This is a genomic window from Sphaerisporangium krabiense, assembly GCF_014200435.1.
Classification (GTDB): Bacteria; Actinomycetota; Actinomycetes; order Streptosporangiales; family Streptosporangiaceae; genus Sphaerisporangium; species Sphaerisporangium krabiense.
In genome coordinates, this window is the sequence record NZ_JACHBR010000001.1 from 2,063,983 (window position 1) to 2,087,469 (window position 23,487).

Annotated in this window: 23 protein-coding genes; 11 read left to right on the plus strand and 12 right to left on the minus strand. The window is 72.8% G+C overall.

All coding sequences use genetic code 11. The features are described from left to right. Nucleotides 1-49: 49 nt before the first annotated feature. From BJ981_RS08920 to BJ981_RS08935, 4 genes are all read right to left on the minus strand, one after another. Nucleotides 50-1,000 carry an ABC transporter substrate-binding protein gene (locus tag BJ981_RS08920; RefSeq protein WP_184609787.1) on the minus strand — a complete coding sequence of 317 codons (951 nt, stop codon included), beginning with the start codon at nucleotides 998-1,000 and terminating at the stop codon, nucleotides 50-52. A gap of 71 nt (nucleotides 1,001-1,071) precedes the next feature. Beyond that, nucleotides 1,072-1,824: a YoaK family protein gene (locus BJ981_RS08925; protein ID WP_184609789.1), complete on the minus strand. Its 753-nt coding sequence runs from the start codon at nucleotides 1,822-1,824 to the stop codon at nucleotides 1,072-1,074. Nucleotides 1,825-1,846: 22 nt separating this feature from the next. After that, entirely contained in the window at nucleotides 1,847-2,983 is a 1,137-nt protein-coding gene (locus BJ981_RS08930) for a diaminopropionate ammonia-lyase (protein WP_184609791.1), read from the minus strand. Between the two features lie 24 nt (nucleotides 2,984-3,007). After that, on the minus strand, nucleotides 3,008-3,751 hold the full coding sequence (locus BJ981_RS08935) for an SDR family NAD(P)-dependent oxidoreductase (RefSeq protein WP_184609793.1): 744 nt from the start codon (nucleotides 3,749-3,751) through the stop codon (nucleotides 3,008-3,010). Between the two features lie 54 nt (nucleotides 3,752-3,805). Here BJ981_RS08935 and BJ981_RS08940 point away from each other — a divergent pair, with 54 nt between their 5' ends. Next, nucleotides 3,806-5,251: a gamma-glutamyltransferase gene (locus tag BJ981_RS08940; protein ID WP_184609795.1), complete on the plus strand. Its 1,446-nt coding sequence runs from the start codon at nucleotides 3,806-3,808 to the stop codon at nucleotides 5,249-5,251. Between the two features lie 78 nt (nucleotides 5,252-5,329). Then, the gene (locus BJ981_RS08945; RefSeq protein WP_184609797.1) at nucleotides 5,330-6,535 is read left to right on the plus strand and encodes a M20 family metallopeptidase; all 1,206 of its coding nucleotides are present in this window, start codon (nucleotides 5,330-5,332) and stop codon (nucleotides 6,533-6,535) included. A gap of 58 nt (nucleotides 6,536-6,593) precedes the next feature. Here the strand turns inward: BJ981_RS08945 and BJ981_RS08950 are convergent, their stop codons facing one another. Then, a complete protein-coding gene (locus BJ981_RS08950; RefSeq protein ID WP_184609799.1) occupies nucleotides 6,594-7,031 on the minus strand; it encodes a GlcG/HbpS family heme-binding protein in 438 nt (145 codons plus the stop codon). Between the two features lie 107 nt (nucleotides 7,032-7,138). Between BJ981_RS08950 and BJ981_RS08955 the strand changes: the two genes are divergently transcribed. Further along, entirely contained in the window at nucleotides 7,139-8,338 is a 1,200-nt protein-coding gene (locus BJ981_RS08955; RefSeq protein WP_184609801.1) for an RNA-guided endonuclease InsQ/TnpB family protein, read from the plus strand. Here BJ981_RS08955 and BJ981_RS08960 read toward each other — a convergent pair. From BJ981_RS08960 to BJ981_RS08975, 4 genes are read right to left on the minus strand one after another with little or no spacing between them, the layout of a single operon-like run. Next, nucleotides 8,256-9,005 carry a 2-oxo acid dehydrogenase subunit E2 gene (locus BJ981_RS08960; RefSeq protein ID WP_184609802.1) on the minus strand — a complete coding sequence of 250 codons (750 nt, stop codon included), beginning with the start codon at nucleotides 9,003-9,005 and terminating at the stop codon, nucleotides 8,256-8,258. The two genes, BJ981_RS08955 and BJ981_RS08960, sit on opposite strands and share 83 nt — an antisense overlap. Beyond that, complete coding sequence (locus BJ981_RS08965) at nucleotides 9,002-9,232, minus strand: biotin/lipoyl-containing protein (protein ID WP_184609804.1); 231 nt, start codon at nucleotides 9,230-9,232, stop codon at nucleotides 9,002-9,004. The genes BJ981_RS08960 and BJ981_RS08965 overlap by 4 nt, the downstream gene beginning before the upstream one ends. Before the next feature lie 21 nt (nucleotides 9,233-9,253). Beyond that, nucleotides 9,254-10,225, minus strand: coding sequence for an alpha-ketoacid dehydrogenase subunit beta (locus tag BJ981_RS39075; protein ID WP_204070540.1), 972 nt, complete (start codon nucleotides 10,223-10,225; stop codon nucleotides 9,254-9,256). Next, entirely contained in the window at nucleotides 10,222-11,232 is a 1,011-nt protein-coding gene (locus BJ981_RS08975) for a thiamine pyrophosphate-dependent dehydrogenase E1 component subunit alpha (RefSeq protein WP_239139543.1), read from the minus strand. Before BJ981_RS08975 ends, BJ981_RS39075 begins: the two co-directional genes overlap by 4 nt. 137 nt (nucleotides 11,233-11,369) lie before the next feature. On the opposite strand from BJ981_RS08975, the gene BJ981_RS08980 reads away from it, so the two are divergent. Continuing rightward, entirely contained in the window at nucleotides 11,370-12,170 is an 801-nt protein-coding gene (locus BJ981_RS08980; protein WP_184609806.1) for an SDR family NAD(P)-dependent oxidoreductase, read from the plus strand. 2 nt (nucleotides 12,171-12,172) lie between these two features. Then, on the plus strand, nucleotides 12,173-13,135 hold the full coding sequence (gene lipA, locus BJ981_RS08985; RefSeq protein WP_184609808.1) for a lipoyl synthase: 963 nt from the start codon (nucleotides 12,173-12,175) through the stop codon (nucleotides 13,133-13,135). Between the two features lie 25 nt (nucleotides 13,136-13,160). Here the strand turns inward: lipA and BJ981_RS08990 are convergent, their stop codons facing one another. Continuing rightward, a complete protein-coding gene (locus tag BJ981_RS08990; RefSeq protein ID WP_184609810.1) occupies nucleotides 13,161-13,859 on the minus strand; it encodes a GntR family transcriptional regulator in 699 nt (232 codons plus the stop codon). Between the two features lie 451 nt (nucleotides 13,860-14,310). Between BJ981_RS08990 and BJ981_RS08995 the strand changes: the two genes are divergently transcribed. From BJ981_RS08995 to BJ981_RS09010, 4 genes are all read left to right on the plus strand, one after another. Next, nucleotides 14,311-15,609, plus strand: a complete 1,299-nt coding sequence (locus BJ981_RS08995) for a dicarboxylate/amino acid:cation symporter (RefSeq protein ID WP_184609812.1) — start codon at nucleotides 14,311-14,313, stop codon at nucleotides 15,607-15,609. Between the two features lie 125 nt (nucleotides 15,610-15,734). Next, nucleotides 15,735-16,292 (plus strand): NADPH-dependent FMN reductase, encoded by a 558-nt coding sequence (locus BJ981_RS09000; protein ID WP_184609813.1) that lies wholly within the window; start codon nucleotides 15,735-15,737, stop codon nucleotides 16,290-16,292. A 41-nt stretch (nucleotides 16,293-16,333) separates the two neighbouring features. Continuing rightward, nucleotides 16,334-16,744: a winged helix-turn-helix transcriptional regulator gene (locus BJ981_RS09005; RefSeq protein ID WP_239139544.1), complete on the plus strand. Its 411-nt coding sequence runs from the start codon at nucleotides 16,334-16,336 to the stop codon at nucleotides 16,742-16,744. Between the two features lie 94 nt (nucleotides 16,745-16,838). Further along, complete coding sequence (locus tag BJ981_RS09010; protein ID WP_184609815.1) at nucleotides 16,839-17,039, plus strand: hypothetical protein; 201 nt, start codon at nucleotides 16,839-16,841, stop codon at nucleotides 17,037-17,039. A 136-nt stretch (nucleotides 17,040-17,175) separates the two neighbouring features. On the opposite strand, the gene BJ981_RS09015 is transcribed toward BJ981_RS09010, so the two are convergent. Next, a complete protein-coding gene (locus tag BJ981_RS09015) occupies nucleotides 17,176-17,787 on the minus strand; it encodes a hypothetical protein (RefSeq protein ID WP_184609817.1) in 612 nt (203 codons plus the stop codon). 325 nt (nucleotides 17,788-18,112) lie between these two features. On the opposite strand from BJ981_RS09015, the gene BJ981_RS09020 reads away from it, so the two are divergent. Then, complete coding sequence (locus BJ981_RS09020) at nucleotides 18,113-18,982, plus strand: D-alanyl-D-alanine carboxypeptidase family protein (RefSeq protein WP_184609819.1); 870 nt, start codon at nucleotides 18,113-18,115, stop codon at nucleotides 18,980-18,982. A 64-nt stretch (nucleotides 18,983-19,046) separates the two neighbouring features. Here the strand turns inward: BJ981_RS09020 and BJ981_RS09025 are convergent, their stop codons facing one another. Next, nucleotides 19,047-22,643: a WD40 repeat domain-containing serine/threonine protein kinase gene (locus tag BJ981_RS09025; protein ID WP_184609821.1), complete on the minus strand. Its 3,597-nt coding sequence runs from the start codon at nucleotides 22,641-22,643 to the stop codon at nucleotides 19,047-19,049. Nucleotides 22,644-22,860: 217 nt separating this feature from the next. Here BJ981_RS09025 and BJ981_RS09030 point away from each other — a divergent pair, with 217 nt between their 5' ends. Further along, nucleotides 22,861-23,454 (plus strand): CBS domain-containing protein, encoded by a 594-nt coding sequence (locus BJ981_RS09030; RefSeq protein ID WP_184609828.1) that lies wholly within the window; start codon nucleotides 22,861-22,863, stop codon nucleotides 23,452-23,454. The last annotated feature ends 33 nt before the right edge of the window (nucleotides 23,455-23,487 follow it).

Below are 23,487 nucleotides of genomic sequence, written 5' to 3' on the forward strand. Positions count from 1 at the left end.
GCCCTCGTTCTCCGTGCGCCGTCCTGAGTGACGCCGGGATGTCGTACGGTCAACCTGCGATGTTCTGCGCCAGCCAGTAGTCGATGCGCTGGTCCATGCGCCCGCTCGTGGTGGCGTCCTCGACCCAGGCGTTGACGCAGGTCCGCCAGCCCGGATCGGTCTTGCCCAGGCCGAACGCGACCTTGAAGGGGTCGATGATCTCGTCCTTCTGCGCCTTGTCCCCGGTGACCCTGCCCTTGAGCCCGATCGCCGCCAGCGCGGGGCTCCGGTACTTCTTCAGCAGGACGGCCATGGGGGCGGCCTCGACCATGCTCACGTCGGCCTGGCCGCTGGCCAGGAACTCGTACAGCAGGAGCTGGCCGCGGAGGGGGGCGTCCGACACGCCGGCCTTGGGGATGTACTTCTCCGCGAGCGCTCCCTGACCGCCGCCCGTGCCGTACACGAAGCGGACGCCGGCCTTGTTCATGTCGTCGATGCTCTGGAAGCCGGAGTCGGCCCGCACGTAGAAGAGCTGGCCCGACAGGTAGTAGGGCGTGCTGAAGTCCATGGCCTTGGCACGTTCCGGCGTGATGAACAGCTGCGCGCCCACGATGTCGGCCTTCTTCGACTGGAGGGCGACGGTCATGAGGCTGTAGTCGTAGTCCTGGATGACGGGCCGCACGCCGAGGATCGCGGCGAGTTCCTGGGCGTTGTCGGCCTCGACCCCGCCCCAGCTCCCGTCGGGCTGCTTGAAGCCGAAGGGCGGGGAGACGCCGATTCCCCAGCGCAGCTCTCCGCGCTTGCGGATCTCCGCGATCGTGGGCGAAGCGTCGGCCTGGCAGGCCGCCGTCACCGCCGTGGGGAAGCCCGTCGTGCGGGGCGCTCCGGCCCGGTCGGCGGTCTTGGGCGCGCCCGCGGTGCCGCTCGTGGACTCGACTCCGACGGCACACGCACTGGTGATGGAGGCGGCGACCATGGCCATGACCAGCACGGCACCGCGTCGTGTCCTCGATGTTCTCATCGATGACCCCCTAGAACGTTGTGGGTGGAAAGCACCGTAGTAGAGATGAGGTAAAATGGATAGAGTATAAATTATTTAACTTTGGCCTTCGGTGGCTGTGAAGTCCCGTGTAGCCGGAACACCGCGACCAGGATCACGACCAGGACGACGGCGGGCCCCGCCACGGCGGCCGCCACGGGCGACACCCGCATGAGGACCGCGCCCACGGCCGCGCCCACGGCCAGCCCCGCGATGACCAGCGACCGCTGCACCGCGCCGCCGCGCTCGCCCGCGACCAGGCCGCCGCACAGCGACGTGAGCGTCCCGGTGACGAACGTGGTGGTGATCCCGTACGCGTTGAGCTGCCGCGCGGCGGCGGTCTGGATCCCCATCGCCGCGGACGACATGACGATCAGCCCGACCTCGGCCCACGGGCCCGGACGCGCCCCCGTGCCGGCCCACCAGACGAGGAACACCACCTGAAGGACCAGGTCGGCGACGAGCGCCCAGGTGACCCGCCGTGGCCACAGCTCGTCGCCCGCCGGCGAGCGCGCGATGCGGAACCCGGCCAGCAGGCCCGCCGCGAACGCCAGGACGGCCAGCCCGCAGCGCACCATCTCACCGCCGGTCCCCTCTCCCGCGGCGAGCCCGAACAGCACGATGTTGCCGGTCATGTTCGCCGTGAAGACCCGGTCAAGGCCCACGAACCCCAGCACGTCCACGACACCGGAGACGACCGTGAGCAGCACGAGCAGGGTGTCGCGGGTCCGCGGCCCGGCCGAGGGCGCCGCGCGGGCACGTCCGGCGGCGGGCGCCGCCGTGCCCGCACCCGGGCCCGCGCTCATGCCTTCCCCACGGCGCGACCGGTCACGAGGCGGCTCCGACGATGCCGCGGTAGGCGTCGGGATCGGTGGCGCCCTCGGTGTTGAGGATGAGCACCCGCGATTCCGGCGTGAGCCCGAGCGCCTCGGGCCCGGCGGCCAGCAGGCCCGCCGCCCCCGCCGCGCCGGTCTCGCCCGCGACGACGGACTCCTTCGCCAGCACGCGCATCGCCTCGCGCGCCGCCTCGTCCTCCACGCTGAGGAAGACGTCGGCGCCCTGGACGACCAGCGGCCACGCCAGCGGCGAGGGACGGCCGCAGTTGAGCCCCGCCATGATGGACGGATGCGGGCCGGGGACCTCGGCGAGCGCGCCCGCCTCGGCGGAGGCGAACAGGCAGGCGGCGGTCTCGGGCTCCACGATGATCACGCGGGGCGGGACGGCGAGGGACCCGGCGCGGAAGTGCCGCACGGCCGCCGCCGCGAGCGCGCCCACGCCCGCCTGGACGATCACCGCGTCCGGCTGTCCCGAGCCCGTCGCGGCGAGCTGGTCGGCGACCTCGTGGAACAGCGTCGAGTAGCCCTCGATGACGGCGCGCGGCACGGACTCGTACCCGGGCCAGGAGGTGTCGGAGATGACCAGGGTGCGTTCGCCCGCCTCCGCGGCGGAGCGCTCGATCGCCTCGTCGTAGGTGCCCTCGACCACGGTGACCTCCGCGCCCTCGGACCTGATGGCCTCCATCCGCGCGGGCACGGTGCCGAGCGGCACGAAGATGTGCGCCCGCCACCCGAACAGCGCCGCCATGCGCGCCACGCCGCGCCCGTGGTTGCCGTCGGTGGCGGCGGCGAGCGTCCGGCCGCCGAGCGGGCGCAGCCGGTCCCGCATCTCCTCGACGGACCGGCAGGCCGTGAGGTCGGCGCCCCACTCCTCCCGTACCGCGTGGGCCACCGCCCACGACGCGCCGAGGATCTTGAACGACGGCAGCCCCAGGCGCGACGACTCGTCCTTGACCATCACCTCGGCCACGCCGGCCCGTTCCGCGAGGGACGGCGCCGCGGTGAGCGGTGTCCGGGCGTAGCCGGGCAGGCGCCGGTGGAACTCCAGGGGGGCGCGGTCGGGCGGGTTGAACGCGCCCAGATCGACCCGCGGGCGGGCGGCGCGGTTGACCGACAGGCGGTAACGCATGAAGAACTCCTGCTGGTGGGGGTGTCAGACGGCGGAGTAGCCGCCGTCGATGACGATCGATTCGCCGGTGATGTAGCCGGACTCCGGTGCGGCGAGGAACATCACCAGACCGGCGATGTCCTCGGGCTGCGCCTGGCGGCGCAGCGGGATGCGGGACTCCAGTTCCTTGAGCGCCTCCGCGGGGCTGGACTGGTGGTTCCAGAAGGCGTCGTTGAAGGGGGTGTCCACCCATCCCGGGCAGATGCAGTTGACCCGGACGCCGTGCGGCGACAGCTCGTCGGCCAGCGCGCGCGCCAGGTTGATCAGCCCGGCCTTGGAGGCGTGGTAGGCGGGCATGCCCGCGTGCCCGCGCAGCGCTCCGGTGGACGAGGTGAAGATCAGCCGCCCGAGCGGGGACTTCTCCAGGTGCGGGGCGGCGGCCTGCGCGACGAGGAAGGGCGCGCGCAGGTTGACCTGCATGGACAGGTCCCACTGCGCCACCGTCCACTCCGCGAGCGGCGCGGCGAGCAGCACGCCGGCGTTGTAGAACACCACGTCGAGGCCGCCGCCGAAGTCGACGGCCGCGCGCACCGCGTCCCCCGGCCCGTCGGCGGTCGCGAAGTCGCACTCCAGGATCCGCAGCGGGCCCGGCGCCGCCTCCTCGGCGACCTCGCGCGCGGCCGTGAGGTTCCGGTCGGCGAGCAGCACGCTGTCGCCGCGTTGTCGGAACGCCTGGACCACTGCCCTGCCGATGCCGGTCGCGCCGCCGGCGACGAGAACGGATGCCATTGCCACCTCCGAGTATGTTTTATAAATTATCTTCTATATGCAGAGGAGGGGTCAATGGCAAGTTCGCCCGGCGCCGCGTCCACCGCCCATCCCCGGGCCACCGAGGCCGCGCTCGCCGTGTTCCAGGCGGGCGGCAACGCCGTGGACGCCGCCATCGCCGCCCAGGCGGTGCTCACCGTGCTCATGCCGGACGCCTGCGGGCTCGGCGGGGACGCGCTCTGCCTGGTGCGCACGCCCGGCGGCCGGGTGACGGCGGTGACCGGCGCCGGCACGACGGCCGCGGCCTCGCCCCGCACGCTGTGCTCCGACGGCGGCGGCAGCGTCACCGTGCCCGGCATCGTGGACGCCTGGCAGGTCATGAGCCACCGGTGGGGCCGGCTGCCGCTCGCCCGGGTGCTCGCCCCCGCGACCGCCCTCGCCTTCGACGGGATGCCGGTGAGCGAACCGCTCGCCGCCGCCGTCCGGGCCCAGCGCGCACGGCTGCTGCGCGGCGGGGCCGAGGGCTGGCCGCTGCTCGACGCGGCGCCCGGCGACCTCGTGACACAGAAAGAGCTGGCCCGCACCCTGGAACGGATCGCCGCCGAAGGGTCGTCCGCCTTCTACCGCGGCGAGCTGGCCGGCGCCGTGGCCGCCGCCGTACGGCGCGACGGCGGCCGGCTCACCGAGGACGACCTCGCCCGCCACCGCACCCCGACCGGCCCCGCGATCGGCACGCCGTGGGACGGCGGCACGGCGTTCGTGCAGCCGTCCCCCAGCCAGGGCGTGCTGCTCGCCATGGCGCTCGCCTGGCTGGAACGGGAGGGCGTGCCGGGGCCGCTCGACCACGTCTGCGTGGAGCTCACCGAGGCGGTGTTCGCCAGCCGCGACCGGTGCGCCCGGGACGGCGCCCGGCTCCTCGACGTCCCGCTTGAGGTGGACCCGGAGCGCTCGTCCCTGCGCGGCGGGCCGCGCGCCTACCTGCACACCGCCGGGGTCGCCACCGCCGACCCCGCGGGGCACGTCGTGTCGTCGCTGGTCAGCGTGTTCGACGACTTCGGGTCCTGCACGTTCGTGCCCGAGGGCGGGTTCACGCTCAACAACCGCGCGGGCGGGTTCACCGCGGCCCCCAACGACCCCGGCCCGGCGCGCCGCCCGGTGCACACCCTGGCCCCCGCGCTGCTGACCGCGCCCGGCCGGGTCACGGCGCTCGCCACCCCGGGCGCCGACGGTCAGGTCCAGACCCTGCTCCAGGTGCTCGCGCGCATGCGTTTCACCGGCGGCTCCCTGGCCGACGCGGTCCGCGCCCCGCGGTGGCGCAGCGAGGAGGGCCTGCTGCTCGTGGAGGACGGCCACGACGGCGCCGGCGACCTCGCCCGGCGCGGGCACCGCGTCACCCGCGTCCCCGGCGCCGACATGCGGCTCGGCGCCGTCGTGGCCGCGGGCACCGAGGACGGCGAGGTCTTCTGCGCGGGCGACTGGCGCAGACAGGTACACGCCGCCGTCGCCGGCCCGTCCGTCTAGCGGCCGCGTCCCGGAACGCCGCGGTCCCCGAACGCGGCCGGGCCTCTCCCAGCCCGGCATCCCTCAGTAAGGAGAACCATGTCCCTGTCCGAAGAACTGGACGCCCTGGTCGACGACGCCCGCGAGGACCTCGTCGCGCTGTGCGGCCGGCTCGTGGCGGCCCCCAGCGTCAACCCGCCCGGCGACACCGTGGCGGTGGCCGACGTCGTGGCCGGCTACCTGCGCGCGCACGGGTGCGAGGCGGACCTCCTCAGAGCCGACCCGGTGATGCCGAACGTCGTGTCCCGGATCCAGGGCACGACGCCCGGGCCGCACCTCGTGCTCAACGTGCACATGGACACCATGGACCCGGGCGACGAGTCGCTCTGGTCGGTCCCCGTCCACGAGATGACCCGCAAGGACGGGCGCCTGTACGGCCTCGGCATGGGCAACATGAAGGGCGCCGTCGCCGCGATGAGCCTCGCCTACACGCTGCTCGCCCGGCACGCCGACCGCTGGCCGGGCACGATCACGTTCACCGCCGTGTCCGACGAGTGCGTGTTCGGGGACAACGGCGCCGCCCACCTGCTCGGCACGCTGCCCGACCTGGCCGGGGACGGCCTGATCTGCGGGGAGGGGCCGGGCTGGATGCGGCTCGCGGTGGCGGAGAAGGGCGTGCTGTGGCTGGAGCTGTCCGCGTCGGCCGACGGCGGGCACTCCTCGCTGGCGGAGTGCGGCTCGGGCGCGGTCCCCCGGCTCGCGAGGTTCGTCGCGGCCGTCGACGAGCTGAACGGATGGCGCACCACCCTGCCCGCCGAGCTGGCGGACGTCCACGCCTCCGCCGAGGACCCCTCCGCGCGCCTGTCCGCCAACCCCGGCACGGTCGAGGGCGGCTCCTACGTCAGCCAGATCGCCACGAGGGCCGCCGCCGCGGTGGACTTCCGGCTGCCGCCGGGCATCCGCATGAGCGACGTCGAGGACCAGGTGAGCCGGATCGCCGCGCGGATCCCCGGCGCGGGCTGGTCCCGCATCAAGGGCTGGGACGCCAACTGGACCGGGACCCGCTCCCCGCTGGTCGGCGCGCTGGCCGGCGCGTTCCGCGAGGTGCGGGGCGCGGAGCCGGAGTACACGATCAGGCTGCCCGCGAGCGACGCCAGCCGCTGGCGGAACCTGGGCGTGCCGGCGCTGTGCTTCGGCCCGCAGCCCACGCTGGCCGCGGGGATCGACGACTACGCCGAGGAGCAGGACGTCGTCGACTGCGCGAAGATCTACGCCAGGGCCGCCCTGGACTTCCTGTCCGCCTGAATGAAACGGCGAGGGCCCGCCCACCGGACCGGTGGGCGGGCCCTCTGACTTTCGGGGATCAGCCGGTGGTCAGCCCGGCGGCGGCCAGCGCCGCGTCCGCGCACGCCTGGTCGACGTCGGCCGCCGACCCGCTGACGCCGAGCCCGCCGACGAGCTTGCCGCCCACCGTGATGGGCATGCCGCCGGCGAAGACCACGAAGCGCCCGCCCAGGGTGGTGTTGAGCCCCCAGTCGGGGCCGCCCGGCTGGGAGCGCTCCGCCCAGACGTGGCTGGGCAGCCCGCACCCGACCGCGGTGTACGCCTTGTCGATCGCGAGGGGAAGCGCGACGATCTGCGCCCCGTCCATGCGCATGGCGGCGACCACCTGCCCGCCGAGGTCGACGACGGCCGCTCCCATCGCCACCCCACGGCTCTCGGCCTCGGCGCGTACGCCGTCCAGCAGCCGGCCCGCGAGGTCGAGGCTCACGTCCTCACGGCTCACGGTCAGATCGGTCATCAGAACTCCTTGAAGGCTGGAGACCACGGCTTTAGCCCTGGAGAGGGAAGCCGGACTAGGCGGCAACGGTTTGCATCCGAACCGTGGCGTTCTGTTAATGTCGATCTATGCGGACGGCGTACAAGTGCCGGGCCTACCCGACATCCGAACAGGCCGCGGCGCTGAACCGCACGTTCGGCTGTGTGCGCTTCGTGTGGAACCGCACCCTGGCCTGGCGGCGCGCCCGCTACCACGCGGAGCGGGTCAAGACGAACTTCGCCCAGGCCAACGCCCACCTGACGGCGATGAAGACCGCCGATGAGACGGCCTGGCTGAACCATGTGTCGTCGGTTCCGCTTCAGCAAGCGATTCGCCACCAGCAGGTCGCGTTCACGAACTTCTTCGCCGGGCGCGCCCGTTATCCGCGCTACAAGTCCCGCGGTGGGCGGCAGAGCGCGGAGTACACCCGGTCGGGTTTCCGCTACCGGGATGGGCGGCTGTGGCTGGCGAAGATGGACGCTCCGCTGGAGTTCGTGTGGTCCTGGCCCGATGTGGACGTGACGGCGATCGACCCGACCACGGTGACCGCTTCTCGTGATCCGTGCGGACGTTGGTATGTGTCCTTCGCCGTGGAGGTGGACGCCCCGGAGCGGGCTCCCGCCCCCGGTGCCGTGGTCGGCGTGGACCTCGGGGTGAAGGATTTCGCGGTCACCTCTGACGGTGAGAAGATCGCCAATCCGCGCGTTCTGGCGAAGCGGGAACGCAACCTCGCCCGCTACCAGCGGCGCATGGCCCGCAAACGGCGCGGATCGAACAACCGGGCCAAGGCGAGAGCGAAGGTCGCCCGCGCCCATCGCAAGGTTGCCGCCTCCCGCGCCGACTTCCTGCACCGCATGTCCACGCGGCTGGTCCGCGACCACGACGTGATCGTGGTCGAAGACCTCGCCGTCAAGAACATGGTGCGTAATCACAAGCTCGCCAAGGCGATCTCCGACTCCGGGTGGGGCACCTTCCGCCGCCAACTGGAGTACAAGACCGCCAAGTACGGCCGGCACCTGATCGTGATCGACCGCTGGTATCCCAGCTCGAGAACCTGCTCGGCGTGCGGGCATCTGCTCGCCACACTCTCGCTGAACACCCGGCACTGGACGTGTCCGGGTTGCGGCACCCGGCATGACCGGGATATCAACGCCGCGAAGAACATCTTGGCGGCAGGTCTTGCCGTGTCCGCCTGTGGAGGTGACGTCAGACATTCCGGGTCCTCCCGGGTGCGGTCGCCGGTGAAGCAGGAACCCCAACCTGCGAAGGTTGGGATCCCTCGCCTTTAGGGCGTGGGGAGGAAGTCAACCACTCGGGTCGTTCCAGCAGCTCGCCGACGTGGGTCAGGAAGCGGGCCGCCGGCACGCCGTCCACGACCCGGTGGTCGCACGACAGCGTGAGGGTGAGTCGGGAGCCGCGGGCCGATCCCACGGCGAGGATCGCCGCCTGCGGCGGCAGGACCATCGCCTGGAACCTGGTGACGCCGAACGGGCCGAGGTTGGAGATCGTGAACGTCGCCGTGAAGAGCTCCGCCGGGCGCAGCGTCCCTTTCCTGGCGGCCTCGGTCAGCCGGACCCGTTCCGCGGCGAGCTCGGGGAGGCCCTTCGTGTCGGCCCCCTGGATCACCGGCGTGATCAGCCCGTCGTCGAGCCCGACGACGAAGGCGACGTTGACCTCGGGGTTCTCCACGATCGCGTCCCCGTCGAAGCGGGCGTTGACCACGGGGAACTCCCGGAGCGCGCGCGCCGAGGCCGCCACGAGCGCGTCGGAGTACGACAGCGCCGTCCCCGACGCGCGCAGCGCGGCCAGCGCCCCGGTGTCGATCTCCACGTCCACGCTGAACTGCGGGACCCGCGCGCTGGCCTCCACCGTGCGCACCACGGCGGCGCGCATCCGCGACAGCGGCCGGCGCACCTCCGCCGTCTGCTCGGCCCGCCGGGTCTCCTGGCCGGTCATGGGCTGAGGCGGGCGATGACGGCGCCGACCTCCACGGTGTCGCCCGCCGTCACCAGCAGCTCCGTGACCGTCCCGTCGCCGGGCGACTCGACCTCGGCGTCGACCTTCTCGGTCTCCACCGTGGCGACGGGCTGGCCCTCGGTGACGGTGTCGCCGACCTGGACGTGCCACTCGGTGATGACGCCCTCTTGCATTGACATGCCCCACTTGGGCAGCGTGATGTCCATCCGTGTCCTTTCCGCGGGTCGTCAGGCGAGGGTCTTCATGACCGCGGCCCTGATCCTGTCCTCGTCCACCAGCACCCGCTTCTCCAGGACCGGCGAGAAGGGCACCGGCACGTCCTCCCAGGCCACGCGCTGCGGCGCGGACTTGAGCACGCCGTAGGCGTTCTCGGTGACGGTGGCGACGATCTCGCTCGCGGCCGAGCAGGTGAGCCGGGCGCTGTCGCACACGACGAGCCGGCCCGTCTTGCCGACGGACTCCAGGATCGTGTCGGTGTCGAGCGGCGCCAGCGTGCGCGGGTCCACGACCTCGGCCGAGACGCCCTCCTTCTCCAGCGCGGCGGCCACCTTGAGCGCCTTCGGCACGGTCGCGCCGATGGCGACCACGGTCACGTCCGTCCCCGCGCGCTTGACGTCCGCGACGCCGAGCGGGATCGCGTACGGCTCCTCGGGAACCTCGCCCTTGGTGCCGCCGAGGACGAAGTCCTGGAAGTAGACGACCGGGTTCGGCTCGCGGACCGCGGACAGCATGAGGCCCTTGGCGTCGTACGGGGTCGAGGGCATGACGATCTTGAGCCCGGCGACGTTCATCAGCATCGGGTGCGGGTTCTCCGAGTGCTGCGCCGCGCCGGAGCCGCTCGGGCCCGTCGCGGTGAAGTACACGATGGGCAGGTCCACCTGGCCGCCGGACATGTACCGCAGCTTGGCGGCCTGGTTGGCGACCTGGTCCATGGCGACGTAGAAGAAGGAGCCGACCATGAGGTCCACGACGGGCCGCAGCCCGACGGCGGCGGCGCCCACGCAGGCGCCGACGAACGTGGCCTCCGAGATGGGGGTGTTGCGCACCCTGTCCTCGCCGAACTCGCCGACCAGGCCCCGGGTGGCGCCGATGATCGACCGGTCGACGTCCTCGCCGATCACCACGACGGAGTCGTCCTCGGCCATCGCCGCCCTCAGGCCCTCCTGCATGGCCTGGATGTAGTAGATCTTCCTGCTCACGAGCGGGCACCTTCCGTACGGTCGGCATACAGGTGGGCGAGCGCCTCGTCGGCGTCGGGGAACGGGCTGGCGTCGGCGAAGGCGACCGCGGCGTCCACGGCGGCCACTTCCTCGGCGTCGATCCGGTCGAGTTCCTCCTCGCCGGCGATCCCGGCGTCGATCAGCTGCCGGCGGAACCTCGCGATGGGCTCCTTGGTCCGCCATTCGTCCTGCTCGTCCTGCGGACGGTACTGGCCGGCGAACGCCTCCTCGCCCTCGTTGTGGCCGTGCCACCGGTAGGTGGCGGCCTCGATCAGGCTCGGGCCCTCCCCGGCGCGGGCGCGGGCCACCGCCTCCTCGGTCGCCTGCCGTACGGCGAGCACGTCGTTGCCGTCCACCTGCACGCCGGGGATGCCCATGGCGGCGCCACGGTCGGCGATCTTGCCGGCGGTGAGCCGGTGCGTGGGCGTCCACTCGGTGTAGCCGTTGTTCTCGCAGACGAAGACCACCGGCAGCTTCCAGATCGCCGCGAGGTTCATCGCCTCGAAGAAGACGCCCTGGTTGGAGGCGCCGTCGCCGAAGAACGTCACCGTGACGTTGTCGCGGCCCAGCTGCTTGTCGCCCCAGGCGGAGCCGGTCCCGATCGGGATGCCGCCGCCGACGATGCCGTTGGTGCCGATGATGCCGAGGCTGAAGTCCACGATGTGCATGGATCCGCCCTTGCCGCGGCAGTAGCCGTCCACCCTGCCGAACAGTTCGGCCATCATGCGGTCGACCTGCGCGCCCTTGGCGATCAGGTGGCCGTGGCCGCGGTGCGTGGAGGTGATGCGGTCGTCGTCCCGCAGCGCCGAGCACACGCCGACCGCGACCGCCTCCTCTCCCAGGTAGAGGTGGACGAAGCCGGGAAGCCTGCCTCGTTTGAACAGGAGCGCAAGCCGCTCCTCGAAACGCCGGATGCGCACCATCTGGCGCAGCATCTCCAGTTGCTCCTCGCGCGCGAGCGCGGCACCTCGCATGACGTCGGTCACTGTGCCTCCGAACCGGCCGACCACCATCAGTTCACGTTCCTGCTGCTACGGCTCTTGGCCGACTGAGGATTTTTTTATAATATATAGCCCTAACTCCGCAAGGGGTGTCACGCTCCATATCCGCGAAGGGCCACAAATTGGACATTCAGTCATCCCGATCGCTGGCAGGGCGCGTCGCCGTCATCACCGGAGGCGCCCAGGGCATCGGCCGGGCCATCGGCGAGCGGTTCGCCGCGGAGGGTGCGACGGTGGTCCTGGCCGACCTCGCCGTGGACAGGGCCGCGTCCGCCGCGGCCGAGATCGAGAGGACCCACGGCCGCCCGGCCTTCGCGGTGCGGATGGACGTGGCCGACCCGGCGTCCGTCGAGCAGGCGGCCGACGAGGTGCGCGCCCGCGCCGGCCACCCCGACGTGCTGGTCGCCAACGCGGGAACACTGCTGCTCAAGCCCGTGCTCGACATCAGCCTAGACGAGTGGCGGCGTGTCCTGGACGTCAACCTGACCGGCGCGTTCGTCACGGCGCGCGCCTTCGCCGCGCGCATGGTGGAGCGGGGCGCCGGGGGGCGGATCATCTTCTCCTCCTCGCTGTTCGGACGCCGCGGCGGCAGGGAGAACGGCGCCTACTCGGCGTCGAAGTTCGGGGTGATCGGGCTGATGGAGTCGATGGCCGCGGAGCTCGCCCCGCACGGCGTGCTGGTGAACGCGGTCTGCCCTGGCCAGGTGGCCACCGAGATGATCGACCGGCTGGTCGGCGAGCGCGCCGCGCTGACCGGAGCCGACGCCGAGACCGTCAGGAGCGAGATGGTGGCGAGGATCCCCGTCGGCAGGCTCGGGTCGGTCGAGGAGATCGCCGACGTCTACGTCTACCTCGCCGGCGAGCTGAGCCGGTACGTGACGGGACAGTCCCTGATCGTCGACGGCGGCTGGACGGTGGGCTGAGCATGGACACCCCGGACACCCGCGCCCCCGCCGCCGGCCTCCCGGCCGCGAACCCTCCGGCCCGGCGGGCCCTGCGCCTGGAGGTGCGCAACAGCCGGACCCCCATCGAGAAGCGGCCCGACTGGATCAAGGCCAGGATGCGCGTGGGCCCGGTCTCCCGCGAGCTGCACGATGTGGTGCGCTCGGCCGGCCTGCACACGGTCTGCGAGGAGGCCGCCTGCCCCAACATCCACGAGTGCTGGGAGGACCGGGAGGCCACCTTCCTCATCGGCGGCGAGCGCTGCACGCGGCGCTGCGACTTCTGCCAGATCGACACCGGCAAGCCGTCCGGCTACGACCGGGACGAACCACGCCGGGTCGCCGAGTCGGTCGCGCAGATGGGTTTGTACTACGCGACGGTGACCGGAGTCGCCCGCGACGACCTGCCCGACGGCGGCGCCTGGCTGTACGCCGAGACCTGCCGCCGGATCCACGCGGCGGTCGAAGGATGCGGCGTGGAACTGCTCATCCCCGACTTCATGGGCGATCCCGAGCTCCTCGGCGAGGTGTTCTCCGCGCGCCCGGAGGTCCTCGCGCACAACGTCGAGACGGTGCCCCGCCTGTTCCGGCGGATCAGGCCCGGATTCCGCCACGACCGCTCGCTCGGCGTGCTGACGGCCGCGCGGAAGGCCGGCCTGGTCACCAAGTCGAACCTGATCCTCGGGCTCGGCGAGACCCGCGAAGAGGTCTCCGAGGCCATGCGGGAGCTGCTCGACGCGGGCTGCGAGCTGCTCACCATCACCCAGTACCTGCGCCCGAGCACGCGCCACCACCCCGTGACGCGCTGGGTGCGGCCTCAGGAGTTCGCCGACCTGCGGCAGGAGGCCGAGGAGATGGGCTTCGCCGGCGTCTTGGCGGGTCCGCTGGTCCGGTCCTCCTACCGGGCGGGGCGGCTGTACCGGCAGGCCGTGGCCGCCCGGTCGTGACGCCGCGCCGCGGGGCGGGCGGGGGCTAGTGCTCGACGAGCCCCCGGATCGCGGCGACCGTCGAGCGCACGTGCTCGGCGGAGATGCGGTCGGCCCGCTCCGCGTCCTGGTCGCGGATGGCGTCCAGCAGCTCGGCGTGCACGTTGATCCACCCGCGGCCCAGCGTGGGGGCGATGGCCGAGTAGTAGAAGCGGGCCCGCTTCTTCATGCCCGCCAGGGTGGCGCCCAGCACCGAGTTGTGGGCCGTGGCCCAGATCAGCTCGTAGAACTGGACGTCCAGGACGGCGAGCTCGTGGTCGTCGCCGCGCCCGGCGGCGTCGCGGCTGGACTCCACGATGCGGGAGAGCTCGGCGAGCTCCTGCTCCGTGCGGCGCGCGGCGGCGCGGGCGGCCGCCATGCCTTCGAGCTCGGCCCGCACGTCGAACAGGTCCTCGAGCTCCTTGCTGGTCCGCTCGCACACATAGGTGCCGTACCGGGGGCGGATCTCGATCCACCCGGCGGCGTCGAGCGCGCGCAGGGTCTCGCGGACGGGGATGCGGCTGACGCCGTAGTGGGCGGCGATGTCGTCGGCGTGCAGACGCTGGCCCGGCTTCAGAGCGCCCTCGATGATCGCCTCTTCCAGCACCTGGTAGAGCTGGGCGGGCAACGTGCTCGACCCGGGCATGGCCAGTAATCCCTGCAGGGACGATGCCGCCTCTTCGGCGTCCCTCGCCTTTCGTGGCATCGCTCTCTCATCCGTCTAGGGAACCTTGAATAAACTATACACTTTCCGGCCCACACCGACCCGCGGCGACGAACCCTCCGGCCGGGACGAGCGTGGGCACCGGCCTCATCCTGGAAGAACTGCCCTCCTCCCGTCCAGTCCCGGAGCGCGGGCACGGCGAGGGGCGGCACGCGGCGCGGCGGCGGACGGCCGGATTCCGGGGCGGCAGAGGCTTCTCTCCCGGCGGGGAACGTGATATGGATCACAGGAGAAACCGGAATTATCCTACCGGGTAAGGAGGTTTTATCGCCTCGTGAGGTTCTTCCCGGTGACCGTGCGGCTCGTCGAGCGCCTGCACGTGGACCTGTGCCGCCTGAACAGTCAGCTCTGTCCCTGAACGCAGTTTCCACTCCCTTCCCTCACCCCGCATGCCGCCTGGGCGCGAGCATGCCCTTTCGCCGGAGTCGCGTTCGTGAAGAAACCCTCCTTCTCCCTGCAGTTGCTGCTCGGTCTGGTGGTCGGCGTCGCCCTCGGGTTCATCGCCCGCGCCGGTGGCGTCGCCTGGCTCACCACCACCCTGACCGAAATCGGAAAGCTCTTCGTCCAGCTCCTCAAGCTCGCCGTCCCGCCGCTGGTCTTCACCGCGGTCGTCGTGAGCGTGGCCAACCTGCGCAACGTCAGCGGCGCCGCCAGGCTCGCGGGCAAGACGCTGCTGTGGTTCCTGGTCACCTCGCTGATCGCGGTGGCCTTCGGCATCGGCCTCGGCCTGATCCTGAACCCCGGCCAGGGCGTCACCATCTCCACCGCCGGCGCCAAGGCGGTCGACCTGGACGGCGCCGGGACCTGGCTGGACTTCCTGACCGGCATCATCCCCACCAACATCGCCACCGCGTTCACCGAGCTCAACGTCCTCCAGATCGTCTTCCTCGGGGTCGTCCTCGGCGCCGCCGCCCTGGCCGTCGGCGACCGGGCCGAGCCGTTCATCGCCTTCAGCCGCTCGGTCCTCGACCTGGTCCAGAAGGCCCTGTGGTGGGTGATCAGGCTCGCCCCGATCGGCACCGCCGCCCTGATCGGCAAGTCGGTGGCCTCCTACGGCTGGGACCTGCTCGCCCCGCTCGCCAAGCTCAGCGCGGGCGTCTACATCGGCTGCCTGCTGGTGCTCGTGGTGAGCTACCCGCTGCTGCTCGCCTTCGTCGGCAAGGTCAACCCGCTCACCTTCTACCGCAACGCCTGGCCCGCGATCGAGCTGGCGTTCGTCTCCCGCTCCTCGGTCGGCACCATGCCGCTCACCCAGCGGGTCACCACCGACCGCCTGGGCGTGGACCGCGACTACGCCGCGTTCGCGGTGCCCTTCGGGGCGACCACCAAGATGGACGGCTGCGCCGCGATCTACCCCGCGCTCGCGGCGATCTTCGTCGCCCAGGTGTTCGCCGTCCCCCTGAACGCGGGCCACTACCTGCTGATCGCGTTCGTCTCCGTGGTCGGCTCGGCCGCGACCGCCGGCCTGACCGGCGCGATCGTGATGCTCACGCTGACGCTGAGCACGCTCGGCCTTCCTCTGGAGGGCGTCGGGCTGCTGCTGGCGATCGACCCGATCCTCGACATGATCCGCACCGCGACCAACGTCACGGGGCAGATGGTGGTCCCCGTCCTGGTCGCCCGTTCCGAGGGCCGGCTCGACGAGGCCGTGCTGAACTCCCCGCCGCAGCCCCTCGACGACGCCCCCGCCACGATCCGTCCCGCCGCGGGGCCCGAGCCGGCCCCCGCCTGACCCGGGCCGGACGTGCTGCCGACGTGAGGAACATTCGTGGGACCACGGGCGAAGAATGTGCCTTCTTCCGGTGTGGAGCCGAATGGAGGGATGATCCCTTCAATCCCCACAGAGAAGGACGGGAAATGACGCGAATCGCCATCATCGTCGGCAGCACGCGGCCGGGCCGGATCGGCCGCGGCGTGGCGGACTGGGTGTACCGGATCACCGCGAAGCGCACCGAGGCCGAGTACGAGATCGTCGACCTCGCCGACCAGGACCTGCCGCTCTACGACGAGGCCGTCCCCGCCGCCGTCGGCCGGTACGCCGGCGAGCACACCAGGCGGTGGGCCGAGATCGTGGAGCGGTACGACGGCTACCTGGTGGTCACGCCGGAGTACAACCACGCGCCGCCGGCCGCGCTGAAGAACGCCTTCGACTTCGTCTACGCCGAATGGGGCGACAAGGCGATCGGCTTCGTCGGCTACGGCGCGGCCGGCGGCGCGCGCGCCGTCGAGCACCTGAAGCTCGTGGCGGTCGAGCTGAGCATCGCGCCGGTCTCCGCCCAGGTCGGGCTGCTGATCCCGGCCGACTTCCCGGCGTACCCTGAGTTCACCCCATTGGACGGCCGCGAGTCCGAGCTGGAACGCGTTCTGAACCAGCTGGAGTCCTGGTCGAAGGCACTGGCCGCCGTTCGCGCCTGACCGAGCACGAGAGGCGGCGTTCCGGCGGGGAAGGAGCACCCGTGTCAGCAGGGTCAGCAGGCTCGGCACGGTCGGCAGGGTCCCGGCTGCCCGCCGACGTGGAACCCGGCGTGTGCGCCGCCTTCCGCGACGCCCTCGACCTGGTCGGCAGCAAGTGGGGAATCGCGATCATCGTGGCCGCCGGCGGCGGCCCGATCCGGTTCGCCGAGCTGCACCGCGCGATCCCCGGCATCAGCCGCCGCATGCTGACCCTCACCCTGCGCACGCTCGAACGGGACGGGCTGCTGGTCCGCACCGTGCACCCCACCGTGCCGCCGCAGGTCGAGTACGCCGCCACGCCCCTGGCCGAGGAGCTGTTCCGCTCCACCCGCGCCCTGTCGGAATGGGCGGAGAACAACCACGAGCGGATCGCCGCCGCCCGCGCCGCCTACGACGGGCGAGGGTTCGCATAAGGGCGGGACGGATACGGCAAAGCCCGGCGTGGGCCGTGGGCGGGGCGGGTAAAAAACGTCCGTTCACTCCGAGGGGTCACCGCGAGGAGGGACCATGGGTGAGAGGACAGTGAACCAGGGCGTGCCGGTGGAGGGTGTCAGCGGCACGGAGCCGCCGGCCTCGCCCGGGACGGCGTCCGGGGCGCGCCGGGCCGAGACCGGATGCGGCGCCACCCCGCAGTTCTCCGACATCTCCGAGATCGACGACACCATGCGCGAGCACCTCAAGGAGCTCAATCCCGACGACTTCGAATGAAGCGCACCGCGCAGGGGCACCGTCGCGCGAACACCGTTGAGCGACCGCCGCCGCAGGAGGCGCCGCCTCCGCAAGGGCGGCGGACGGGGCGTCGCCCTTCGCGGCGGTCGGTCACGGAATCGGCTCCGGGGATCGCTCAGGGGATCTCTGTGTAACGGAACGACGTGCGGCCGTTGGCGTCGGTCCAGACATCCGCCGCGGTCGCCAGGCCGTACGCGTCGGTCCGCTGCACCTCCAGGCGGATCGTCGTCGGCCCGTTGACGGTGACGTGCTCGCTGATCGGGGTGGTCTCGTTCTTGCCGATGGCCCCGGACAGAGGCGTGGTGTCGAGGATCTGGGTGAGCAGGCGCTCGCTGTTGGGCAGGAGGGCGCCCGTGGTGGCGTTCCAGAGCCGTCCGACGATGTACACGTTGACCGGCGGCGCGCCGGTGAGGCGCGTGCGGACGCTCAGGTCCAGCGCGTAGGTGCCCGCGTGGGGCAGGGTGACCGTCAGTCCGGTGCCGACCCACGTCCCGGACACCGCCGGCAGGAGGTTGACGCGCGCGGGCAGGTAGCGGATGTCCGACGCCGTCACCGGCGCCGCGTCGGCGTCCCCGTCGGGGCCCGAGGTCGCGCCGGGCGGCGGAGCCGAGCTCGCACCGGACGCCGAGGTCGTCATCGCGCCGCCCGCCATGAGGACGGCGGCGCCGGCGACGACCAGGCAGGCACGCCTGCCGGAGACGAAGGCCCTGCGGCTGAAGCTCGACATGGTGATCCCCCACTGCTGTCTCGGCGGTGACCGTGGCCGAATCGCACGGTCCTGCGGTCGCGGCACGGCGGCCCTTCCGGGGGCCGGGGCGCGACCGTGGATCATCCTGCCGGTCGAGCGATCACCGGCGTGGGCACTGCGCGTACAGGTCGGCCCCGAAAACCGTAAACGATCAACGAACCACCACCGGCGCGAAACGGGCGGGCAGGGCGTGACGCGTCCTTTCCCGCACCCATCCCGGGATTTTACTTTTATCGCATAAAAGCATTTCCAAGCCCATGGCACGCTAAATCCCGTGCGTCTCTGGAAAGTTCTGGCAAGTGGCATGCTCGCCACGTCCGCCCTGGTCAGCGGGCTCTCGTCACCGGCGATCGCCCGGTCCGCGCCCACCGCCGTCCTCGCGTCCACCGAACGCCGCGCCCCCGAGGTGTTCGGGCGCGCCGTGTATCTCATGGACGCCGCCAACGGGAAATCCCTGTTGGACGAGAACGCCGCCGACCGGATGCCGATCGCCAGCCTCACCAAGGTCATGACCGCCTACCTCGTCCTCAGCGAGGCCAAGCCGGCCGACACCGTCCAGATCGCCCAGCAGGACGCCGACTACGCGGAGGCGGGCGGCGGCACGACCGCCGACCTGCGTCCCGGCGACAGGATCCCGGTCGGCGAGCTGCTCTACGGCCTGATGCTGCCCTCGGGCGCGGACGCCGCGCACGCGCTCGCCCGCCACTACGGCCCCGGCGTCGACGGTTTCGTCCGCAAGATGAACGCCACCGCCCACCGGCTCGGGCTGCGCGACACCCTCTACGTGAACGCCGACGGGCTTCCCACCTCGAACGGCGACGGCTACTCCACGGCGCGGGACCAGGCGCGGCTGGCCGCGATCGCCCTGCGCGACGAGAGGTTCAGGACGGTCACCGCCACGCGGAGCCACTCCCTGGCGGAGTCCGCGGAGCACAGGTCCTACACCTGGACCAACACCAACAGGATCGCCGGAGACCCGGGCGTGCTCGGCGTGAAGACCGGGTTCACCAACGACGCCGGCTTCTGCCTGACGTTCGCGGCGGACCGCGACGGACGTCGCCTGGTCGGCGTGATCCTCGGCGAGGAGGTCTCCTCGCGGCGGTTCGTGACCGCGGAGTCGCTGCTGGACTGGGGCGGTGACCGCGGCGGGGACACCGCCCGCGACCAGGTGTAGCGGGCGCCCGGCGGCGAGCGCGGCGGGAGCCCGCGACGACGGGGAGCGGGTGTCCCTCGGTGATCTACGGGCACACGTCGCGGTAGGGGACGTCGGGAAGGTACCGCCGCCAGTCCCGCTCCGCCAGGGTGCGCCCCGCCCGGGCGCACACCTCGGCGGCGATCCGCTCCGGATCCACCGGGTACTCGCGTACGCCCCCGGCCTGGTCGGCCGCGTACAGCACGGAGCCGTCGGCGCTGAACGCCAGGCTCAGGACCGCGCTCCCGCGCAGGTCGGCGGCCGGGCCGAGGCGGCGTCCCGTGGCGACGTCCCAGAGCTGGACGGTGCCCCGGGCGCCGCCGGTGGCGAGCACGCGCGCGTCCGGCGAGAAGGACATCGCGCCGATCGGCTCCCGGGGGCCGTGCAGGACGGGCGGCCTGAGCGCCGGGCCGCGGGTGCTCCACAGCGCGACCCTGCCGATGTCGTCGCCCGTGGCCATCAGCCGCCCGTCGGGCGCGAACGCCAGGACCGGGTCCTGATCGCCGTCCTCGGAGGCGACGTCGTAGTTCGCGCCGAACGGCGTGCCCGAGGCCGTGTCGAAGAACCGGCCGAGGCCGACGGGCGCGACGGCGCGGCCGTCCGGCGTGAAGACGAACCCGGCGGGGGCCTCGGCCAGGCGCACCGTCCTGCGCACCTGGCCGGTCCGCGCGTCCCACACGCGCATCCACACCTCGGTCTCCTGGCTCGCCCGCTCGAGCACCGCGGGGGTGAGCACGGCCACGAGGACGGTTCCGTCGGGGCTCAGCGCGCCAGGCCGCGCCTGCCACCTGTCCTCCGCCGCGATGACGCGGACCGCCTTCCGGGTGGCGACGTCCCAGATCGTGTACGTCCGCGCGCCGTCGCCGGTGAGCAGGAGGCGTCCGTCGCCGCTGAACATCGGCGGCTGGGCGTCGAGGGCGCCGGACGCGGGTCCCGTTCCTCGCAGGGGCCCGCCGAGGAAGGCGCGCCGGCGGACGTCCCACAGCCGCACGGGGCCGGAATCGGACATCCGGACGGCGAGCACGTCCGCGCCGGGGCTCAGCGCCGCCGCGGCGACCTTCCCGGGCAGGACGCCGGGGACGAGGCGCGCGCCGAGGTCCAGCGTGATGACCGAGTCGTCGACCAGGTACCGCAGCGTGTGCCCGTCGAGGCGGACGTCCGGCGCCCGCCCGTCGAGCTTGTGATCGAGCACCAGGTGGCGGTCGGCGACCCGCCACACCTGGATCCGGGAGTCGGCGAACGAGGCCAGCAGCCGGCCGTCCCCGCCGTACCGCAGGCCGGGAGAGGTCGTCAGGGCGTCCCGGCCGTCGGGCCCGGCCGCCGTCCAGTCCCCCGGAAGGCGCCGGGCCGTCGCGGTGTCCACGAGCGTGATCGTCCGCTCGCCCCGGCAGGCCAGCGTGCGGCCGTCCGGGCTGAACGCCAGCGAGAGGGTGGTGCCGGGGCAGGACGCGCGGAACCGCGGGTCCTCGGTCCCCGCGGGCAGCCGCCAGACGTGGATGCCGGGCCCGCCGGCTCCCGAGACCGTGGCCGCGAGCCGCCCCGAGGACGCGACGGCCGCGTTGCCGAGCTCCCATTCGTCGTGGCCGTAGAAGCGGTCGCGGCCCACGTCCCAGAGGAAGAGCCCCTGGTTCTCGTGCACCACCAGGATCGCCTCGCCGTCGCCGAACTCCAGCGTGTACGGCACGTACGCGAGACGGTCCGCGGGTGCGGAGCCGTCCCCGGCGAACGGGTCGTACTCGCGTTTCCGCCATCCGTCGCGGGTGTCCCAGACGACCACCTTCGCGCTGAGCGCCACCGCCAGGTACCGGCCGCTCGGGCTCAGCGCCACGTCCTGCGGCGGTTGCCCCGCGCCCGGCCGGCCGCCGATCCTCCTGCCGGTGGGGACGTCGTAGAGGCGGACGCCGTCGGCGCTGACGCTCGCCAGGATCCGGCCGTCGCGGCTGAGCGCGCGGCGGGTGGTGCCGGTGGCCTGCGGGTCGTGGAAGGCGGCGGTCTCGGACTGGTAGAGCGAGGTCGTCAGGGCGGAGCGCGTGTCGGCGCCGGGGGCGAGGCGCCAGCCCGCGACGGTGAGCAGCATCGCCGTCGCCGGGTCGCTCGCGCGCATCGTGTCGCCGAGCGCGGAGACCTGCCGTGCGGTCGCCTGGTCGCGCTGCTCGGCGATCCGCCGCCCCTGGTACACCGAAAGACCTCCCCCGGCGAGGGCGAGCACGAGCAGCACGGTCAGCGCGAGCGTGAGCAGCCTGCGCCGGCTCGTACGCCTCCTGGCCAGGGCCGATCCGGCGTCGAGGTAGTCGCGCTCCATAGCGTTCAGCGCGAGGTGCCTGCGGCCGGCGGCGGCCCAGCCGAGCGCGGCGTCGAGCCGGGCGCCCACGAGCAGGTCGGCGTCCTTCCCGCCGTCCCGGCGCCAGCGGTGCGCGGCGGCGGCCAGCTCGACGTGGGCGCGCAGGCCCTCGTGCTCCTCGTCCAGCCAGGCGCGCAGGCGGGCCCAGGCCCGCAGCAGGGCCGGACGGGCAAGCGTCATCGCGCCGTCCGCCCCGGCCAGCAGGCCCGCCTGGGCGAACGCCGCCATCGCGCGCTCGGCGGCGGCCTTCTCCTCGGGCCTGCGGCCCTCCAGCACCTCGGCGCGGCGGACCCGGCGGGTGCTCTCCTCGCCGTGCTCGTCGACCGCGACCATGCGCAGCAGCAGATCCGGCACGACGGCCTGCGCGGCCGGGTCGAGCCCGGCGTACACCTCCTCGGCGAACGCGCCGAGCGTGGGCTCGCGGTCGGCCTCCCTGCCCATCAGCCCGGCCTCGGCGCTGCCCAGGGCCAGCAGATCGCCCTGGAAGCCGCGCAGGCCGCTGACCAGGGCCATGAGCAGCTCGCGTGCCTGCGGGCGCGTGCCCGGGTCCTTGCGCAGCGCGGCCTCCACGAGGGGGCGCAGGGAGTCGGGCAGCATGGAGAGGTCGGGGTCGACGGACAGGACGCGGTGCATGACCCCGCCCAGGCTCTCGGCCTCGAACGGGTCGGACCCTGTCGCGGCGAACAGGATGATCCCGCCCCAGGAGAACACGTCGGCCGCGGTGCCGGCCCGCCGCCCGGTGAACACCTCCGGCGCCATGTACGTGGGCGTGCCGGCGACCAGGCCGCTCGCGGTCAGCGACATCTCCAGCGTGCGCGCCACGCCGAAGTCGATCACCCGCGGCCCGTCCGGGCCGAGCAGCACGTTGTCCGGCTTCAGGTCGCGGTGGATCACTCCGGCGTCGTGGATCGCGGCCAGCGCCGTGGCCACCCCGGTGGCCAGCCGGTGCAGGCCGTCGCCGCCGAACCTGCGGCCCTCCCGGCGTACGGCGCGGCGCAGGCTGGGGCCCTCGACGTACTCGCTCACGATGTACGGCGGGTCGCCGTCCAGCCGCGCGTCGATCACCCGGGCGGTGCAGAACGACGCCACCCGCCGCGCCGCCGTCGCCTCCTTGCCGAACCGGCCCCGCATCTCCTCGTCGCGGGCCGCCTCGCCGTGCAGGACCTTGATCGCGACGCGGTGGCCCTCGGGGTCGTACGCCTCGTAGACCACCCCTTGGCCGCCCGCGCCGAGCCGGCCCGCCAGCCAGTACCCGCCCAGCCGCTCCGGGTCTTCGGGCAGCAACGCCGCCGCCAGCGCCATACGTACATCCCACCTCTCGGAACACCTGTTGGACGCCGAGGAGGGACCGGATGTTCGCCACGGCGGGCGCCGATCCCCCGACCGGGCCGAACGTCCCCGAGACCAGGGCCCTCGGCCTCTTCGCGGCCACGCCCGCCGCCGGTTCGATGGAGGGAGACGACGATCCGCGTCGAGTACGGCGGGCCTCCATGGGACGGCCCCGGCGAGGAGGGGAAGGATGCTCGTCCAGGAGGTCATGACCAGTCCCGCCATCACGCTGCGGCCGGACGATCCGATACGGCGGGCGATCCGCACGCTGCACTCCCATGGGATCACCGCGGCCCCCGTGCTGGGCGACTACGGGGAACTGGTCGGGATCGTCAGCGAGATGGACCTGCTGTGCGGCGCGTTCGAGCCCGACCCTCGGGTGAGCGTCCGCACGTCGGGCGGACCGGCGGACCCCGCGCCGCGGCGGGTCGGCAGCGTGATGTCCACCCAGGTCACCACGGTCGCCGAGGACACCGACGCGGCCGTCCTCGTGGACCTGATGGTCGCCAAGCGGGTCAAGAGCGTGCCGGTGCTCCGCGACGACCGGGTGGTCGGGATGGTCAGCAGGCGCGACCTGATGGCCACCCTCGCCGCGCCCGACGCCGACGTGCGGCGGGCCGTCCTCGGCGCGCTGCGCGAACGGTTCCCGTCCGGCCCGGCCTGGGAGGTGACCGTCACCGACGGCGAGGTGGAGCTGCGCGGCCAAGCGGGCGGCGACCTCGACGAGATCGCCGACACGGTGGCGCGCACCGTCCCGGGCGTGAGCCGCGTGCGGCACGCCTGACCGCCGGGTGCCCGCTTCGCCGCGGCACCGTAC

Coding starts and splice junctions, on each gene's coding strand:
- BJ981_RS08945 (WP_184609797.1), top strand. CDS start 5,330: ATGTCCCTGTCCGAAGAACTGGACGCCCTGGTCGACGACGCCCGCGAG.
- BJ981_RS08935 (WP_184609793.1), bottom strand. CDS start 3,751: ATGGCATCCGTTCTCGTCGCCGGCGGCGCGACCGGCATCGGCAGGGCA.
- BJ981_RS08930 (WP_184609791.1), bottom strand. CDS start 2,983: ATGCGTTACCGCCTGTCGGTCAACCGCGCCGCCCGCCCGCGGGTCGAT.
- BJ981_RS08965 (WP_184609804.1), bottom strand. CDS start 9,232: ATGGACATCACGCTGCCCAAGTGGGGCATGTCAATGCAAGAGGGCGTC.
- BJ981_RS09010 (WP_184609815.1), top strand. CDS start 16,839: ATGGGTGAGAGGACAGTGAACCAGGGCGTGCCGGTGGAGGGTGTCAGC.
- BJ981_RS08955 (WP_184609801.1), top strand. CDS start 7,139: ATGCGGACGGCGTACAAGTGCCGGGCCTACCCGACATCCGAACAGGCC.
- BJ981_RS09000 (WP_184609813.1), top strand. CDS start 15,735: ATGACGCGAATCGCCATCATCGTCGGCAGCACGCGGCCGGGCCGGATC.
- BJ981_RS09015 (WP_184609817.1), bottom strand. CDS start 17,787: ATGTCGAGCTTCAGCCGCAGGGCCTTCGTCTCCGGCAGGCGTGCCTGC.
- BJ981_RS08940 (WP_184609795.1), top strand. CDS start 3,806: ATGGCAAGTTCGCCCGGCGCCGCGTCCACCGCCCATCCCCGGGCCACC.
- BJ981_RS08990 (WP_184609810.1), bottom strand. CDS start 13,859: ATGCCACGAAAGGCGAGGGACGCCGAAGAGGCGGCATCGTCCCTGCAG.
- BJ981_RS08950 (WP_184609799.1), bottom strand. CDS start 7,031: ATGACCGATCTGACCGTGAGCCGTGAGGACGTGAGCCTCGACCTCGCG.
- lipA (WP_184609808.1), top strand. CDS start 12,173: ATGGACACCCCGGACACCCGCGCCCCCGCCGCCGGCCTCCCGGCCGCG.
- BJ981_RS09025 (WP_184609821.1), bottom strand. CDS start 22,643: ATGGCGCTGGCGGCGGCGTTGCTGCCCGAAGACCCGGAGCGGCTGGGC.
- BJ981_RS08960 (WP_184609802.1), bottom strand. CDS start 9,005: ATGACCGGCCAGGAGACCCGGCGGGCCGAGCAGACGGCGGAGGTGCGC.
- BJ981_RS09030 (WP_184609828.1), top strand. CDS start 22,861: ATGCTCGTCCAGGAGGTCATGACCAGTCCCGCCATCACGCTGCGGCCG.
- BJ981_RS08925 (WP_184609789.1), bottom strand. CDS start 1,824: ATGAGCGCGGGCCCGGGTGCGGGCACGGCGGCGCCCGCCGCCGGACGT.
- BJ981_RS08920 (WP_184609787.1), bottom strand. CDS start 1,000: ATGAGAACATCGAGGACACGACGCGGTGCCGTGCTGGTCATGGCCATG.
- BJ981_RS09020 (WP_184609819.1), top strand. CDS start 18,113: ATGCTCGCCACGTCCGCCCTGGTCAGCGGGCTCTCGTCACCGGCGATC.